General features: G+C 69.8%; 15 protein-coding genes. 8 read left to right on the forward strand and 7 right to left on the reverse strand.

Annotated features, from left to right (window positions below):
- Positions 1–14 precede the first annotated feature (14 nt).
- Positions 15–917, forward strand: coding sequence for a hypothetical protein (locus QHF84_RS28320; RefSeq protein WP_281316572.1), 903 nt, complete (start codon positions 15–17; stop codon positions 915–917).
- A gap of 6 nt (positions 918–923) precedes the next feature.
- On the opposite strand, the gene QHF84_RS28325 is transcribed toward QHF84_RS28320, so the two are convergent.
- Genes QHF84_RS28325 through QHF84_RS28340 form a run of 4 tightly spaced genes read right to left on the reverse strand, consistent with a single transcriptional unit; the run spans position 924 to position 5,325 of the window.
- A complete protein-coding gene (locus tag QHF84_RS28325; RefSeq protein ID WP_281316573.1) occupies positions 924–2,330 on the reverse strand; it encodes a DUF4388 domain-containing protein in 1,407 nt (468 codons plus the stop codon).
- A 9-nt stretch (positions 2,331–2,339) separates the two neighbouring features.
- Positions 2,340–4,139 carry a response regulator gene (locus QHF84_RS28330; RefSeq protein WP_281316574.1) on the reverse strand — a complete coding sequence of 600 codons (1,800 nt, stop codon included), beginning with the start codon at positions 4,137–4,139 and terminating at the stop codon, positions 2,340–2,342.
- A complete protein-coding gene (dapF, locus tag QHF84_RS28335; RefSeq protein ID WP_281316575.1) occupies positions 4,136–4,993 on the reverse strand; it encodes a diaminopimelate epimerase in 858 nt (285 codons plus the stop codon). Before dapF ends, QHF84_RS28330 begins: the two co-directional genes overlap by 4 nt.
- Complete coding sequence (locus QHF84_RS28340; protein WP_281316576.1) at positions 4,990–5,325, reverse strand: DUF167 domain-containing protein; 336 nt, start codon at positions 5,323–5,325, stop codon at positions 4,990–4,992. The genes dapF and QHF84_RS28340 overlap by 4 nt, the downstream gene beginning before the upstream one ends.
- A gap of 107 nt (positions 5,326–5,432) precedes the next feature.
- On the opposite strand from QHF84_RS28340, the gene aroC reads away from it, so the two are divergent.
- The 4 genes from aroC to QHF84_RS28360 all read left to right on the forward strand — a co-directional run bounded on the left by aroC (position 5,433) and on the right by QHF84_RS28360 (position 10,750).
- Positions 5,433–6,596, forward strand: a complete 1,164-nt coding sequence (aroC, locus tag QHF84_RS28345; RefSeq protein WP_281316577.1) for a chorismate synthase — start codon at positions 5,433–5,435, stop codon at positions 6,594–6,596.
- 417 nt (positions 6,597–7,013) lie between these two features.
- Entirely contained in the window at positions 7,014–7,292 is a 279-nt protein-coding gene (locus tag QHF84_RS28350; RefSeq protein WP_281316578.1) for a hypothetical protein, read from the forward strand.
- A 1,022-nt stretch (positions 7,293–8,314) separates the two neighbouring features.
- The gene (aroB, locus tag QHF84_RS28355; RefSeq protein WP_281316579.1) at positions 8,315–9,946 is read left to right on the forward strand and encodes a 3-dehydroquinate synthase; all 1,632 of its coding nucleotides are present in this window, start codon (positions 8,315–8,317) and stop codon (positions 9,944–9,946) included.
- Between the two features lie 81 nt (positions 9,947–10,027).
- Positions 10,028–10,750 carry a hypothetical protein gene (locus QHF84_RS28360; RefSeq protein ID WP_281316580.1) on the forward strand — a complete coding sequence of 241 codons (723 nt, stop codon included), beginning with the start codon at positions 10,028–10,030 and terminating at the stop codon, positions 10,748–10,750.
- Between the two features lie 63 nt (positions 10,751–10,813).
- Here the strand turns inward: QHF84_RS28360 and QHF84_RS28365 are convergent, their stop codons facing one another.
- Positions 10,814–11,383 carry a hypothetical protein gene (locus QHF84_RS28365; RefSeq protein WP_281316581.1) on the reverse strand — a complete coding sequence of 190 codons (570 nt, stop codon included), beginning with the start codon at positions 11,381–11,383 and terminating at the stop codon, positions 10,814–10,816.
- 426 nt (positions 11,384–11,809) lie between these two features.
- On the opposite strand from QHF84_RS28365, the gene zapA reads away from it, so the two are divergent.
- Genes zapA through QHF84_RS28380 form a run of 3 tightly spaced genes read left to right on the forward strand, consistent with a single transcriptional unit; the run spans position 11,810 to position 13,949 of the window.
- Entirely contained in the window at positions 11,810–12,133 is a 324-nt protein-coding gene (gene zapA / locus QHF84_RS28370) for a cell division protein ZapA (protein ID WP_281316582.1), read from the forward strand.
- Positions 12,130–13,251: an 8-amino-7-oxononanoate synthase gene (locus QHF84_RS28375; RefSeq protein WP_281316583.1), complete on the forward strand. Its 1,122-nt coding sequence runs from the start codon at positions 12,130–12,132 to the stop codon at positions 13,249–13,251. Before zapA ends, QHF84_RS28375 begins: the two co-directional genes overlap by 4 nt.
- On the forward strand, positions 13,248–13,949 hold the full coding sequence (locus QHF84_RS28380) for a dethiobiotin synthase (RefSeq protein ID WP_281316584.1): 702 nt from the start codon (positions 13,248–13,250) through the stop codon (positions 13,947–13,949). Before QHF84_RS28375 ends, QHF84_RS28380 begins: the two co-directional genes overlap by 4 nt.
- On the opposite strand, the gene QHF84_RS28385 is transcribed toward QHF84_RS28380, so the two are convergent.
- Complete coding sequence (locus tag QHF84_RS28385; RefSeq protein WP_281316585.1) at positions 13,937–15,115, reverse strand: hypothetical protein; 1,179 nt, start codon at positions 15,113–15,115, stop codon at positions 13,937–13,939. The two genes, QHF84_RS28380 and QHF84_RS28385, sit on opposite strands and share 13 nt — an antisense overlap.
- Positions 15,109–16,833, reverse strand: a complete 1,725-nt coding sequence (locus QHF84_RS28390) for a hypothetical protein (RefSeq protein ID WP_281316586.1) — start codon at positions 16,831–16,833, stop codon at positions 15,109–15,111. Before QHF84_RS28390 ends, QHF84_RS28385 begins: the two co-directional genes overlap by 7 nt.
- Positions 16,834–16,956 lie beyond the last annotated feature (123 nt).

Below are 16,956 nucleotides of genomic sequence, written 5' to 3' on the forward strand. Positions count from 1 at the left end.
GATAAGATCGGGCCGTGTCGATGCTGCGACGTTTCCACTCCGCCTCGAATCTTGTTATCGCACTGCTGCTCACGGGATGCGGGGGTGGTGGGAGCGCCGGCGAGGGCGGCGCGGGCGGCTCGGGCGCCAGCGGCGCCGGGGGATCGAACGAGGGCGGGCACGGCTGCTTCTCGACCGAGACCACGTGCAACGGCAAATGCGTGCACCTCGAGGACAACGCGTCGCATTGCGGCGCGTGCAACAACGCGTGTGGGCCCGGCGGGCAATGCGTGAACGGGACGTGCGCCTACGACTGCAATGGCACGCTCGTGGAAAACCCCGCCGATTGCCTGAACCTCTACGGCGCGTTCGAATCCTTCCCGCCGGAATGCCCGGGGTGCCGCACGGCGAACGCTCAGACGGGCGCATGCGGCTGCCCGAGCCCGGCGTCCGAGCTCCCGCTTCTGGTGCAAAGCGACTGCCCCGGCGTGGCGATGCGATCGGCGACGACGTTGCGGCTCTGCGTGACGCCCACGTTGTCAGCGGACAGCGATTTCGGCGGCGCGTACCAGGTCGACGATCTCGACGGATGGTGCGGCTCGACAGCGCAATGCCGCGTGGGAAACCCGATGGCCGGCGGGGCCTGCGCGTGCCCGGCGGGGTTCGACGAGGTGATCGGGCTGCGCTCGATCATCCGGCTGCCGTGCAACGGCGCGGAGGGCGGGACGGTCGTGGTGCTTTGCGGCAACAAGGATGCGCCGCTGCGAACGTTCGGAGGCGCATTCCAGGTCGACGACGTGGAGCCGACGTGCCGCGCGGGAAATCCGTGGACCGGGGGATGCTCGTGCCCGGTAGGGACGACCGAGCACGTGTATCGCGTGATGGTGGATGGAGAGGCGGGGCTTTATGGCTCGACGGTGCGGATCTGTATGCCGTGAACCCGGCTACCCCGCCCCCGCCGCCGCCTCCAGCGCCGCCCGCAGCAGCGCCGAGAGCTCCGCCGGGATCGTCGGATCGAACTGCCCGATCAGCCCATCCGCTTCGAGCAGCATCACCTCCCCCGCCTCGCAATGCGCCTCGAGCGCCGCTCGTTCCGCTTCGCCCACGCGCACCACCGCCGCCGTCCCCGGCAACGACAGCGCCCATGTCGGCGCCATCGTCTCGTCCGTCGGCAGCCCGATCACCGCCACCTCCACGCCTTCACCGAGCCGCAGCGTCCCGAGCGGGCGCGGCAGCGGCGCGCGGGACGTCGGCTCCGGCGCCACCACCACGTCCGTGATCCGACGCATCGAATACGCGAGCACCCCGAGCCGCTGCGGGCTCGTCGCCAAAATCAGCCGCGGCGGCGCCGAGAAGCCCGGACGCACGAGCCGCGTCGCCAGCGAACGCAGCACCGGGATCTGCTCCGGCGTCGCCAGCGGCGTCGTCAGCGTGGCGAGCGAGATCGTCCTGACCTTGCCGCTCTTCTTGAGCTGCCCGAGCGCGTCCAGGATGTCGAGGTCCGGACCGTCGATCTCGTCGAGCAGCTCGTCGATGCTGCGCGGCATCCGCAAGAGCTCGAAGATCCGACCCCGCATCGACGACGGGTCCGGCATCGACTCCGGGCCGTCGAGCAGGCCCGACAAGCTCGCGAGGTCCGACAGCGCGAACACCTCGCCCTCGGGCGAAAGGCTCGCGCGGCGCTCGTTGAGCTCGTCGACCTGCCGCATCGCCTCCATGAGCAGCATGTTCGTGGAGGCCTGGATGCGGCGCGCGCTCGGCGGGTCGCCCGGCGAGAACGCGAAGCGACCCCGCCGCTCGGCGAGCAGCCGGTAGAGCGCTCGTTCCCCCGTCCGACGGCTGAAGCTCGCGTCGACGATCTGCCCCTCGGCGAGCTTCACCTCGCCCGGGCCCCGCGTCGTCGTGATGCTCAGCGTCCCTGACCGGCGGTTCATCGCCAGGAGCTGCAGCATGTCCACGAGCGGCACCTGCTCCAGGTCGCCACGGATGTCCTGCGGCAGCGGCGGCCGCGACACGCGCCGCGACACCTCCGTGATGCGCGAGACGATCTGGTCGACGTCGACCCGCATCACCTCGTCTTGTTCGAGCTCGCCGTCGCCGAGCTTGTCGACGAGGAACAGCACCGGGATGTCGGCGAGCTCGGCCTTCTCCTTGAAGGCCTCGCGCACGCTGCCGCCGCGCTCGGGGGCGCGCGGGACGAGCAGCACGTCGGGGCGGGCCTGGTAGGCCTGCTCGAGCGCGCTCTCGGCGCTGTTCGCGTTCGCCACCACGAGGCCCATCGCGCGCAGCGCGGAGGCGAGCGCGCCGAGCGCGTCGACATCGGAGTCCACGAGGAGTACGCGTCGCGACATGGCCTTCCCTTATCCGATCACCCGCACGCCCGCGGCCCGCCCGAGTCGCTCCGCCAGCACGTCGGCGAGCAGCGGATCGGCCGCGTGCGCGCCCCGCAAGAGCCCGTCGTCGTTGCGCGCGACGAGCGCATAAGCCCCGTGCTCGGCGATGATCGCCAGCGCCTCGATCCGCTCGCAGCCCGGCACGGCTCGTAGATCGAGCGCGTGGAGCGCGATCTTGTCCGCCTCGTGCCCCAGCGCCGAGCGCACCGCCGCGCCGAGACAAAGGTCCGCGTGATTCGTCACCACGATCGTCGCCGCCCCGCCACGCAGCGCGTCCGCCACGACCGACTGCGCGAGCGTCTGCGCCTCGGTCGTCCCGAGCTCGATCGGCCGCACCGCCGACGTCTGCCGCGCCGGCGCCGCGTTCACCGTCTCCCAGATGAGCATCTCGAGCAGGTCCGGCACCGTGTTCGACTCCGGGTCGAGCCTGTGCACCACCGACGTCTTGCTCGCCTCGGCGCGCAGCCGCGCGACCCGCAGGAGCTTGCCGAGGTCTTGCCCATCGTGCGGGAAGGCGGCGGCGCCGACGAGCAGCGCCCGGCTCGACGCCGACTTCTCCCCGGTCCCGAGCCGCGCGATGCGACGCCGGACCGAGTGCGCGCCGAGGCCACTCGTCTCGGGGAGCAGCAGGTGGAACTCGTTCTCGTCGACGCGGGCGAGCACGTCCGTGTCGTGCACCGTCGCGAGCAGCCGGTCGGCGTATTCGGTCGGCGAGAGCGCCGGCTGCCCGGGAATCGGCTCGTACACCATCGTCACGATCGCGAACCGCCGGTTGTACCGCCGCGCGCGCCCGATCTCCCGACCGGCCACGTCGACGTAATACGCGAACGAATACGCGCTCGACGTCGGGTCCTTGATGGCCGCGCCTCCACGGGCGGCGCGCTCGCGCTCGGCGAGCATGGCGATCGCGGTCGCGGCCACGTTCGCGAGCAGCCGGATGATCCCATCGATCGGCGGATCGGCGCCGGGCTCGGCGGGGACGCGGGGCTTGTCCTCGTCGAGCAGCACGTACCCGGCCGCGACGTTGCGCGAGCCGAGCGGCACGGCGAGCAGGCGGCGCGGAGAAGCGAACGTATCGAGGATGTGCTTCTCGGTGCCGACCTGGGGCGCGCTGTCGAGCCCGGGGCTCGCGGCGCCGAGCACGAGCTCGTCCGGCACCGTATCGCTGGCCAGGTACACGACGGCGCCCTTCGCGCCCGTCACCTCCACGAGGATCTCGACGAGCTCGCGCGCGGCGCTCGTCCGGTCCGGCGCCTCCGCGATCTCGGCGATGCGTGCAATCCACCCCGTCGCGCGCGCGCTCACGGCGGCGGCGCGCTCCAATCGATCCCGCTCGGCGCGCTCGACCAGCCGTTGCTTGATGCCCCAGACCGAGCTCAGGACGTCGTCGCCCGAGAGCGGCATCAAGAGCAGCCCCGACGCGCCGAGCGACACTGCGCTCGCGGCGGCGTCGAGGTTCTTCTTCGTCGCCAGCGTGACCACGTTGATGTCCGGCACGAGCGCCTTGAGGTGGTGCACCAGGGAGAGGCCTGCGCCGTCGCCGATCCCGAGCTCCACGAAGGCGATGTCCGGCGCCTCGGCGGTCGCCATCATGAACGCCTCGGAGAAGTCGGCCGTCACGAGCACCTTGTCGAAGCGCAAGACGCGCGGAAGGAGCTCGCGCACGGCGGCGTCCTGCGCGATGCACAGCACGGTGATCGCGGGCACGCCGGCCCGATCGAGCGGCCTACGGCGCGACGCGGGGATCGGCGGCATGGAGTTCATCATGACGAAATCGCGCCCCACGATGGAGGAGCCGCCCGGCCTGGGCCAAGGCCCAAGCTCGTTTCCCACGTCCCGCGGAACACCCGCCGCGCCGGCCCCTTCATGCGCAGGGCCCGCGCCTCGTCCACCGTGATCTCGAGCGGCCCGCCCGGCAGAAACACCTCGATCGGCGCGCCTCTCCGGGCCCGCCCCTCTTCACACGCCGCCGCTGCCACCGCGCACGCGCCCGTCCCGCAGGCGAGCGTCCGCCCCACGCCGCGCTCCCAGACCGTCACACCGATCCGCGTCTGCGCCCCTTCCCCGAGCATCCGGCAAAACTCCACGTTGATCCCTCCCGCCGGCGCCGTCGCCACCGTCGGCCCCACCCGATCGATCTCTTCCTCCGTGTACGGCTCGAACGTGATCGCGTGCGGATTGCCCACATCGACCGTCGCGAACCCGTGCTTCCGCCCCTCGGCCTCCACGTCGAGCCTCGGCCCCATCTTCGCGTGACCCATGTCCACGGTCACGTCGTAAAGCCCGGAGCTCCTTCGCTCGATGGCGCAGGGCTTGTCGCCTGCGTCCGTGGCGATCACCATGGACAGACCCTCGGCGCCCGTTCGATCGGCCAGGAACGCGGCCACGCACCGCAGCCCGTTGCCGCACATCTCCGGCCGCGACCCGTCTGCGTTCAGCACGACCATGCGCGGCGTCGCTCCGCCGATCACGAGCAGCACGCCGTCGCCACCGATGCCTCGATGCCTGTCGCAGAGCGCGCGAGCTTGCTCCGGCGTGATCGCATCCTCCGAGCTTGCTTCGATCACGACAAAGTCGTTGCCGAGCCCTTCCCACTTCTCGAATGCGAGCGTACCGCTCATCGCTTCGCCTTGCTGAAGAGCTCGCGCACGATCGTCGAGCTCGTGCCGTTGATCTCCAGGAGCTTGCTGCGGCTGCTCACGCCCACGAGGATGTTCACGTCGGCGCGGCGCACTTCGAGCACACGCGAAAGGAGCTTGCGCAGCTCCTCGTTTGCGGCTCCCTCGGCGGGCGGGGCGGTCAGCGCCACGTCGAGCGCGCCGTCGCGGACCCCGAGGATCGAACAGCGGGACGATCGCGGTCGCACGTGCACGGAAAAGCGCACGGCGCCGGCGCGCTCGCTCATCTCGAGCCGCGCCCATTCCCCGGGAATCTGGTTCGTTGCTTTCGACATCGCGCGGTGGGCGCATCCTAGCGCAAACCGAGACGTCCATACCGTTCTTGAATTCGATCTTTCACCCGATCCTTTTGGGTCCTGCCTTCCTGTACTAGCGTGGGGGCATGTCGCGACTTCGTTGGATGACGGCGGGTGAATCTCACGGCCCTTCCCTGGTGGCCATCGTCGAAGGCATCCCCTCCGGGATGCCCCTCCTCTCCGAGGACGTCGACCACGACCTCGCACGCCGCCAGCGCGGCTACGGCCGCGGCGGCCGCATGAAAATCGAGACCGACCGGGCCCAGCTCGTCGGGGGCGTCCGGGGCGGCGAGACCCTCGGCGGACCCATCGCCCTTCGTATCGACAACCGCGACCACGCCAACTGGACCGGCCGCATGGGCCCCGACCCCTTCCCCTCTCCGCCCGAGCCCCTCACCCGCCCCCGCCCTGGCCACGCCGACCTCGCGGGCGGCCTCAAGTACGACCGCAAGGACCTCCGCGACATCCTCGAACGGGCCAGCGCTCGCGAGACCGCCTCCCGCGTCGCCGTCGGCGCCGTCTGCCGCAAGCTCCTCTCCCTCCTTCACATCGACGTCTTCGCCCACGTCGTCTCCATCGGCCCGGTCACGGCCACCCTCCCGGACCTCCCCCTCTCCGAGCTCCGCACCCGCGCCCGCGCCTCCGACCTCGCCTGCGTCGACCCGGACGCCGAGGCCGCCATGCGCACGGCCATCCATGAAGCCTCCCATGCCGGCGACACCCTCGGCGGTGTCTTCGAGGTCATCGCCACCGGCCTCCCCCCTGGCCTCGGCAGCCACGTCCAGTGGGACCGCAAGCTCGACGGCCGCCTCGCCCAGGCCCTCATGAGCATCCACGCCATCAAGGGCGTCGAGCTTGGCCTCGGCTTCACGGCCGCCACCCTCCGCGGCTCCCAGGTCCACGACCCCATCACCTACGACCCCACCCACCACTTCGACCGCCCCACCAACCGCGCCGGTGGCCTCGAAGGCGGCATCACCAACGGCATGCCCCTCGTCTGCCGCGCCGCCATGAAGCCCATCGCCACCCTCAAACGGGCCCTCCCCTCGGTCGACGTCCACACCAAAGAGCCCTTCGACGCCGCCCACGAGCGCAGCGACATCTGCGCCGTCTCCGCCGCCTCGGTCGTCGGCGAAGCCATGGTCGCCATCACCCTCGCGGACGCCGTCCTCGAGAAGTTCGGAGGCGACAGCCTCGGCGAGCTTCGCCGCAACCTGGAGACGTACCGCGCCCAGCTCGCGGCCTACTGACCGGGACGTTTCACGTGAAACATCCCTCCTGAGAACCTCCGAGGTTACCTTCGAGCTTCGCGCAGCACTGCGAACCGACCCCGAGGTTACCTTCGAGCTTCGCGCAGCACTGCGAACCGACCTCCGAGGTTACCGGGCGGCATCTGCTCATGTCCAACCCCACCCCAACCGCGGAGGCATGGTCCTGCGCTGGAAGATACTCGTCATCGCGGCCCCGACGTTCATCCCCGAGGGGCGGGGATCGAGGGCGCTCACGCGTGAACGACCGTGACGCCGGTCAGGTCCACTCGACAGTCGTCCAAGCCGTACCAGGAGATGATTGTAGCTGGTCGGATACAGATCGACGCGCGGTGTGGGTTGCAATGGGCTCCTCTTGCGGCGCGACGAGGGCCGACGGCGAAAACAAGGGAGGTCGTCATGAAGCTCGCGAAGATCGCGGCGCTCATTGCCGTCGCCGTCGCACCCGTGGCCTTCGGATGCGCGGCGAGCGTGGAGGATCCGGCGGCGCAGGCGGATGAAGCCCTGGTCGCCACCCGCGCCTCGGAGGATCCCGCGGTGGCTTGCATGCAAGGCGGTGATCCCGCGTGCATCGCTACCTGCAAGCGCTTGGGGAGCCAAACCGGCTTCTGCATAGGAACCCCCATCGGGTGGGTCTGCTTCTGCCAGCCCCCCGTCCCGTCCGCCCCCCCCCAGTGATCCCCGCGCGTAGCCGGGCCGGGGTGCACAACGGCGGATGTCCGGGCAGCGCCGGGCCGGGAAAGCCACCTCGGGTCCACTCGACATTCGTCACTCCACCTCGACAAATTCGCCGCCCGCGCCCCGGTCTACGCCGAGGCCCATGCCCACCTTCGGACCGCGAACCGACCTCGAGGTTACCTTCGAGCTTCGCACGGCATCGCAAACCGACCTCGAGGTTACCTTCGAGCTTCGCGCAGCACTGCGAACCGACCTCGAGGTTACTTTCGAGCGTCGCACGGCATCGCAAACTGACCTCCGAGGTTACCTTCGAGCTTCGCGCAGCACTGCGAACCGACCTCGAGGTTACTTTCGACCTTCGCCCGGCATCATAAACCGACCTCCAGGTTACCTTCGAGCTTCGCGCAGCACTGCGAACCGACCCCGAGGTTACCTTCGAGCTTCGCGCAGCACTGCGAACCGACCCCGAGGTTACCTTCGAGCTTCGCGCAGCACTGCGAACCGACCTCGGAGGTTACCTTCGAGCTTCGCGCCGCACTGCGAACCGACCTCGAAGGTTACCTTCGAGCTTCGCCCAACATCGCAGACCGACCTCCGAGGTTACCTTCGACCTCCGCCCCACACCGCGAACCGACCTCCGAGGTTACCGGCCGGCATCTTTCCAACCCCACCTCTTCCCCGGACCTGGGGCCTCGTCCCATAGCTGGACGGGGCCGGGGGCGATGGGCGGCGTGAGGTCGGGGGGGCTGGGGGGGAACCCGTTGTTTGAGCGAGCCACGCCCCCCGCCTCGAAACCCCACACCCCAACCCTCACCCACGTGACCTAGCCGGGAGGCGACACCCATCCCCTCCCGGGTCTTGCCGAAACCTCGACCTGGCACCGGTTCGACCGGCGTGGCTCGCGAGTTCGGGTGGGGCCCCCAGCCCCCCCGACCTCACGCCGCCCATCGCCCCCGGCGCCCCCGCACCTGGGCACACACTCCACCTCGACAAATCCCCTCCCCCATCGAATCGTAATCCCCATGCCTCCGCTTCCCGTTACCCAGCCTCGCCCCCAGCATCCCCTCCTCCTCAGCGGGCTCATGGGCTCCGGCAAATCGACCATCGGCCCCCTCGTCGCTGCCCAGGCCGGCGTCCCTTTCCTCGACCTCGACGCTGTCATCACCCAGAACACCGGCCGCTCCGTTGCAGCCCTCTTCGCCGAACCCGGCGGTGAACCTGCCTTCCGCGCCCTCGAGGCCGAAACCCTTCGCGGCCTCCTCGCCTCGCCCGAGCCTCGTGTCATCGCCCTCGGCGGCGGCACCCTCCTCGACCCCGACCTCCGCGCATTCGCCCTCGCGCACGCGCACATCGTCACCCTCACGGCTCGACCCGACACCCTCGCCGCGCGCACCGCCGCCCCCGGCCGACCCCTCCTCGACGAAGCCCCCGACCGCCTCCAGCGCCTCCGCAGCCTCCTCGCCGCCCGCGCTCCGGTCTACGCCGAGGCCCATGCCCACCTTCGGACCGACGATCGCTCCCCGGCCGACATCGCCGATGCCGTCCTGCAAGCGTGGCTCGACCCGACCCTCGTCGTCCCGCTCGGCGCTCGTTCCTACCCGGTTCGACTCACCCACGACGCCCCGCGCACCCTCGCCGAGGTCGCTCGTTCCCTCGCGCCTTCCGCTGTCTTCGTCGTGACCGATGAGAACGTCGCGCCCATCGCCCTCGACCCGGTCCTCGATGCTCTCCGCGCCACGGGCCTCCGCGTCCCGGCCACCGTCGTCCTTCCGCCCGGCGAGACCCACAAGCAGATGCCGGCGATCGAGCGCATCCTCGCTGCCCTCGTCGAGTCCGGCGCTGACCGCGAGTGCCTCGTCGTCGCCCTCGGCGGTGGTGTCGTCTCCGATGTTGCCGGGTTTGCCGCGTCCCTCCTCCTGCGCGGCGTCCGATGGGTCGCGATGCCCACCACCTTGCTCTCGATGGTCGATGCGGCCGTGGGTGGAAAGACCGGCGTCGACCTCGGCGTCGCCAAGAATGCCGTCGGCACCTTCCACCAGCCCTCGGCCGTGCTCATCGACCCGGCGCGCGTCCAGACCGAGTCCACCCGGGCCTACGTCTCCGGCCTGGCCGAGGTCGTCAAGGCAGCCGCCATCGCTGACCCTTCCCTCTTCGAGCTCGTCGGCCGCGAGCGTGAGCGTGTCCTCGCCCGCGACCTCGACCTCGTTCGGCAGATGGTCCTCGGCGCCGTCGGCGTGAAGACCGCGATCGTCATCCGGGACGAGCGTGAGTCCGGCGACCGCGTCCTCCTCAACTTTGGCCACACCATCGGGCATGGCCTCGAAGCGGCTGGCGCGTATACCCGCCTCACCCATGGCGAGGCCGTCTCGCTCGGCATGATCGCCATCCTGCGCGTCGGCCGTGCCCTCGGCGTCACCGACCCTGAGGCGGCCACGCGTATCGAGCGCCTCCTCGTCGACCTCGGCTTGCCCACGGACCTCACGCGCGAGCCCATCGACGAGGCGCTCCGCTTGGCTTCCCTCGACAAGAAGCGCACGGCTTCCGGGATTCGGGTCGTCCTCCTCGAAGGCCTTGGGCGACCTCGCATCGAGCTCCTCTCGCTCGAGGCCTTGGGGCGCCTCCTTCATGCGGGCATGCAAAGCGTTTCCGTCTGAACCCTGCGGATCTTTGCCGGCTTGGCGGCTTTCTCGATACACTGACGGTTGACCTCAGGCGTCGAGGGAGGCTCCTCCACCATGAAGATCCAGCGAAGGCATGTCGGCAGTGTGGCCGCGCTTCTGGCGTTCGGCGGTTTGCTCGGTGCGGGGTGCGCGGAGAACCGCAGCAGCCTCTTCGTCCGCGGCGTGCTCAAGTTCGACCCCGACACCTGCGAAGTCACGGCCGAGGCCACGGCTGCGACCATCCTGCGTGGCACCCTCGACGTGGCGTTCACCACCGAGTACAGCGCGGCGCTCCTCATTGGCAACCAGATGGTCCGGCGCGGCAACGCGGCGACGCTTCGCACGGAGACCTCTCGGGTCCAGTTCGAGAGCGCCGACGTCCACACCTTCGACTCCGCGGGCAACGAGCTCGCCGCCTTCACGGCGCCGGCCACCGGGTTCGTCGACCCGTCGACGGGCGCCGAGCCCGGGTTTGGCTTCGCCAATGTCGTCCTCGTCGACTCCGGCACCGCGACGGCAGCCATCGGGAACTCCGGGGGACCCGTCGAAGTTCTCGCCAGTGTCATCGTGCGTGGGCGGACGCTCGGCGGGGAGGAAGTCGCCACCGGCGAGTGGCAGTTCCCGGTCGACCTTTGCCGCGGGTGCCTCGTGTTCTTCCCGGGCGAAGCGGACGACATCACCCTGCCGGGTCCGAATTGCGAGGACCGGTCGGACGGCCCCACCTCCGCTTGCCGGATCGGGTTGGATACCGGCGTGGATTGTCGCGTCTGCCCCGGGAATCCGGTCTGCGTCCCCTGAGCACCCACCCAACGAGAGCCGACCGCACTCAACGTTTCACGTGAAACATCCCCCCGACACCCGTCACCGCACGGGTCTCGTATCCGCCGAGCCTCCGCGAATCGCGTTGTAGAGGATCTGGAACGGCAAGCTCAACGCCACCAGGTCGAGCTGCGCGCTGACGACGATCGACGTCTCCCGCGAGGGCCCGAGCCCGTACCGGAACTGCGCCAGCAACCCCGCAGCAATCACGTACGAGGCGTGGAAGTTGTAGCTGCGGCTCCCCCAGAACAGCGCCCCCGACACCCCCGGTTCGAGCCCCTGCATCGGCGCGTACCGCCCATACCCGCCCACCGAGGCCACGATGGGCAACGCCTGCAGCACGGGGAACAGCGTCGACACCCCGGCGCCGAACTGCACCTCATCGAAGGCGTGCGTGAACACCTCGGCATAGGGACCCACGCCGAAGTCCGTCACCTTGCTCCGACCGAACAGAACGTCCCCGCGCAGCCCCAGGTGAAAGACCGTCTGGTCCCATATCTTTCGCTCCAGCCCTCGCCCGGCGGCGCCAATCGTCAACCCGACCGTCCCTTGCGGCTCGGCCCGCGCCTCCGCCGCGAACGCCAGGCACCCCGCGAGCACCGCCCCGCCCACGAGCGCCCGCCGTCCAGCCCAACCCAACCCAACCCGGCACGCCCGCCTGCTTTCCATCTTCTTCCCATCGCCCACCCTCCCCCACCCCGTCAAGCAACCCCCATGTTTCACGTGAAACATCCCCCCCACCCGCCCCACCCGATCGACGCTGGAGGGAGGTCGGAGGTGGTGGCCACCCGGAGGGGCACGCAAGAGAACCGAGCGAGGTACACCCACGCCAAAGCCTCGCGAGGCGGTCCAGTGCCAGGGGCCATCACGCCCCCGGACGCACCCACCCGAGCGAGACGTGCGGGGGCCATCCCTCAAAGAACCCCACCCGTCCAAATCCAACCAGAACGACCCCAAGTGCCCCTCCGGGTGGCCACCACCTCCGACCTCCCTCCCCGCCTCGCATCCCGGCCCCCCGCATGGTACCGTCCCCTCGCCATGGGTGGCCGTCAGGTCCAGCTTCGCATCGGCGGCCAGACATATCGGGTCGTCACTTCCGCGTCCGACGACGAGCTTCACCGCCTCACCCTCATCGTCGAGGAGAAGCTCACGCAGGTTGCTGGCCCCGGCCGCATGGTCAACCCCCAGGCTCTCCTCCTCGCGGCCCTCGCCCTCGCGCACGACCTCGAAGAGGAGCGCGCTCGCCATAGCGATCAACTCGCCCGCACCCGCATCGCCTTTGGCCGCATGCTCGAGCGTGTCGACGCTGCGCTTGGCGCCCTCGAACCCGGCACGGACGCATCCGACGAGGACGACCGATGACTGAGCTTGGCGCCCTTCGCCATCTCGCGGCGGAGATCACGGCGCTCGAACAGACAGGCCTGCTCCGCAAGCCGAGCGCACCTCCTCCGCCGGGATGCCTCGTCCTCTGCTCGAACGATTACCTCGGATACGGCACCGAGCCCTGGCCTGCGCCCACCGAGGCACCCTCCGGGGCCGGCGCGTCACGCCTCGTCAGCGGACATCATGCCGAGCACGCGCTCGCCGAGCAGACGATCGCCACCTGGCTCGGGTTCGAATCCGCGCTCCTGTTCTCGTCCGGGTATGCGGCGAACGTCGGCACCATCTCGGCGCTCGCTCGGCCGGGAGACGTCATCGTCTCGGATGCGTTGAACCACGCCTCCATCATCGATGGCTGCCGCCTCTCCGGGGCCAAGGTCGTCGTCGTTCCCCATCGGGATGCAGCGGCCGCCGAGGTTGCGCTCGAGCAGGCGCAGGGTGCGCGGCGGCGATGGCTCGTGACGGAGTCGTACTTCAGCATGGATGGCGACTCGCCCGACCTTGCTCGCCTCCGGGCCGCCTGTGACCGATGGGACGCCGCGCTCATCGTGGACGAGGCCCACGCGGTTGGCACCCTCGGGCCTGAAGGTCGAGGACTCGCGGCGCGGGCGGGCGTTCGACCGGACGTCCTCGTCGGGGCGCTCGGGAAGTCGCTCGGGCTTCAAGGGGCGTTCGTGGCCGGGCCGATGGTTCTTCGAACCTGGCTCTGGAACCGCGCCCGTAGCTTCGTCTTCTCCACGGGGATCAGCCCCGCCCTCGCTGCTGCCATCCGGCAGCGGGTCCTTCGTGTAGCTGCCGATGACGAGGCACGTGCTCGACTCGACCGGGTCGTGAACCGCCTGCGCGCCGACCTCGCCGCCCTCATCGGGGATGCGCTCCTCCCCTCGCATGGGCCCATCCTCCCTTGCTTCGTGGGTCCTCCGGAGGAGGCCGTTCGCATCTCGCTCCGCCTTCGCGAGCGTGGTGTCCTCGTCCAGGCCATTCGTCCCCCGACCGTCCCGCCGGGTACCTCGCGCCTTCGCGTCACCGCGCACGCGCGCCTCACCGACGCGGACCTCTCTCGGATCGTCACTGCCTTCGCGGAGGGCTGGAAGCCATGAGCCGCATTGTCGTTGTTGGAACCGGCACCGGCGTCGGGAAGACCCACGCGGGTGTCGCGATCGTCGCCGCCCTCGCGTCGGCTCGTGTCTCGGTCGCGGGCCTCAAGCCCATCGAGTCCGGTGTCCCGGCCGAGCCTTCTTCTGCGACCGCGACCGACGCCTCCGCGCTCGGCGCGTTCAGCACGTTTCACGTGAAACATCCCCTGCCCTACGCGCTGCCGGATCCGGTCTCGCCGCACCTAGCCGCGCGTCGCCTGGGGATGCGCATCGACCTGGGTCGCGTGGCCGAGTGGGTCGACGCGCATGCATGCGCGGAGGTGCTGGTCATCGAGACGGCGGGGGCGCTCCTGTCGCCGCTCGGGCCGGGGCTCTTCAACCTGGACCTCGTGCGCGTGCTGCGACCCGATCACCTGCTGCTGGTGGCGTCGGATCGGCTCGGCGTGCTCCACGATGTCGCGGTCACGCTGCACGCGCTTCGCACGATGACCGCCGACCTGCCCGCGCCGCTGCTCGTGCTTCAGCCGCCGGCCGTGGCGGATGCGTCCACCGGGACGAATGCCGCGGAGCTCGTGGAGCTACAGATCGTTCCTAGGCTGGTCGTGTTTCCCCGCGCCGAGCCGGCGGCGGAGGAGACGAGGGCGGCGGCGAAGCTGGTGCTCTCGACGCTCGCCCTCCAGGGAGAGAATCAGAAGGCGTAAAGAACGCTCCCGCCGAACCCGGGTCCACCCGACGTCGACTTTCGCGCCTGGTAGCCGCCTCGAAGCTGCACCGAAAAACCGCGCCCGAGCGTGATGCCCACCTCGCCGAACAGACGCACCCCGTACGCCTCCGCGTTTGGCATGTCCGTCACCTCGACGATCGGCGACACCATCACGCGGTCGCCCGCGACCAGATCGATCCGGCTGTAGAACCGATTCCCAAACGGCGCGCTGTCGCCGAGGCCGATCGACTCGAACCCGAGGATGAGCTTCGAGCCGTACGGATCGCCGATCAACGTCGACGCCCCGAGGCCGACCGAGAACCCGATCTCCGTGACGCTCGTCAGGGCCTCCATTTCGAGGTGCCACAGGTCGAGCACCCGGAAGCGGATGCGGGCCGAGCCGAAGTTCAGGCCGACCTTGTACCGCTCCTCGTTGAACTCGGAGAGCGGCACGAGCGACCAGCCACGCACGAGGCCCAGCCGGAAGCCGAACTCCGACACCGTGCGCAGCGGCCGGTACGTGTAGCTCGCCTCCACCCGGTAGTACTGCTCGTCGACCGACGGCACGACCTCCTCGCCCGGCTGGCAGGTCGGCTGCCCTGCCGCGCACGGGATCGCCGTCGTCCCCGTCGTCTTCCCGAAGCCCACGTACTCGCCCGACACCCCGACGACCGATCGACGCCCGCCGAGCCGGCTCAACGCCGCTCGTTCACGCGCGTCGGTTCGATCCTCGATCACGCTGACCGGGTGTAGCTTCTGCCGTGACGCGAAGACCGAGAACCGCGTCCCGTTCGTCTGCTCGACCTCGATCGTGTAGCCGATCCCCGGCGCCTTGATGGCTTCACCCGGAATGATGGCGGTGTAGCCCTTCTCGCCGCCTCGCTGGAACGGCACGGCCTTCATCTCGCCGAGCGCCGTCTGGTAGACGACGAGCACGTGCCGGATGAGCTCCGCGTGCTCGAACGACGCCTCCAGCACGAGCTTCGTGCCCGGCTCCGCGCTGGCGATCGGCGCGTGATGGACGCGTGGCGTCGTGGGTTTCGGCGTCTCGCCGGCCGGGGCGTCCGCGGCTTTCTGGGCCTCGGCGTCGCGCGGCGCGAGGGGCAACGACAGCCCGACCGCGATGAACGCGGCCAGCGTCTTCCCGAAGGTTCGCGTCACCATTCGTACCCCACTGCTCCGCCGAAGCCCGGCCCTGCATGGTTGATGGTTCGGCCCTGGAACGACACGCGCGCCGCGACGACGAGCCCGGGCGTGAGCCGGTAGCCCACCTGCACGATCCCGCGTGCGCCGACCTCGCCTTCCTCCTGGGATTGCGTCGGCTCGCCGTTCTCGAGTGGCGACCGGTATCGACTCGACCCGGCCGGCTGGTTCGTCACCTCGGTCCGGACGAGGATGGGCACGCGCTTGAAGGTGTTCAGCTCGAGCTGGGTGAACCCGCGCAGACCCACGCCGCCGAGCAGCTCGCCGCCGAGCACCAGGTTCGTCTCGCGATCGTTTCCGATGCGGAAGAGGATCTGCCCGCCGCCCGAGATGCCGTCGTCGAGCAGCCCGATCGCCACCCTGCCGATCACGCCGAACAGCCGGTGGAAGCCGACCTCCGTCTCGAGGTAGCCGTAGGTCAACCCGACGGGACGACCCGAGAGCCCCAGCGTATCGAGATCGTTCAGCGACCCGCCGACGCCGCGATAGACGCCGAACCCCGTGCGCAGCGCGCGCACGCCCGTGTCGCCGTAACGAAGCCCGAACGTGCCTTCCGTTTGCCAGACGCGGTCGTTGCCCTTGAGCCCGTTGTAATCCGCGAAATCCGTGAGCAACATCGCCGAAGCGATACGCTTTTCAGGTTTCGAGACCTTGGGCGCGTCCTGGATCTCGATCCGCTCGGGGGCGCTTGGCAGGCCGACGACGGCTTTTGCGGCGCCGCTCTCCATGGTCGCCTCGATGAAGTACTCGATCTCCGAGGACACGAGGCGATCGCCGGGCACGGTCGCGGCCCAGTAACCGGGGCCTGCGCTCGCCATCACGAGCGGCGTGTACGTCTGTTTCCCCTTCGTCCGCACGTGCAGGATCGCGCCCGTGGCCAGGTCGTCGAGCTCCACCGCGAGCTCGAGCGGCGTGCCTTCCACCGCCGCGGTCGGTCGGGAAAAACTCACGAGCGCTGGCTCGGTCCGCATGGTCTGCCCTTTGATGGGCGTAGCCTTTGGCCCGGGTTTTCCGTCGGCTTCGATCAGCCGGCGCAGCGACGCGGCTTCTTCGTAGAGCACGCGGGCATATCGACCGTTCGGCTTCTCGCGGACGTAATCCTCGTACGCTTTGATGCGCGTCACGAGGTCGGCGCCTTTGAGGTTGTCGAACATCGTGGCGATCACAATCGCCTCGGGATCCGCGCCGGCCGCGTCTCCGGCGGGCTTGGCCGGCTCCGCGCCTCCGGCCCCGGGCGTTGCGGACTCCGGTTTGCCGGGGGCCGGGGCTTTGCGCAGGATCACGAGGTCGCCCTTTTCGGGGGTCCGCGTGAGCGTGCCGGTCGCCGTGGCGATCGACATCGAGGGCCGCACTTGCCCGAGCTCGAGCGATCCGATCCGGAATCGGTCGGAGATCACCTTGCCGGTCACGGGGTGTTTGAGCTTCAGCGGGCGCCAGATCTCGACCGTCGCCCCCTCCGTCGCTCCTTGGGCCGAGCCGAGGTCCAGGATCAGCTCCTCGCCTTCCTCTTCGAGGGCGAGCACCGTTCCCGTGATCTCGGTCGGCGCCGCGTCCGAGGCCGACGTCTTCGTCTGCGCCCCGGCGCCCGTCGCGATTCCGAGAAAGCAGAGCGCGGCCAGCGCCGCGACGAGGCGCGCCCTCGTGCTCCCCCGGTTCAAACCATTTTCGAGATCGAACACGCTGAGATCGATCTTTATCGAATCGAATCCCAAAAGAAAAGAAAATACCGGCTGACGGAATTTCGACACACCGAGGTCGATCGCCTGTTTCGCGCGAATCCAGATTCGCGTTCATCGTCACCG

This window comes from Polyangium sp. y55x31 (assembly GCF_029946505.1).
In the GTDB taxonomy this organism is placed as follows: Bacteria; Myxococcota_A; Polyangia; order Polyangiales; family Polyangiaceae; genus Polyangium.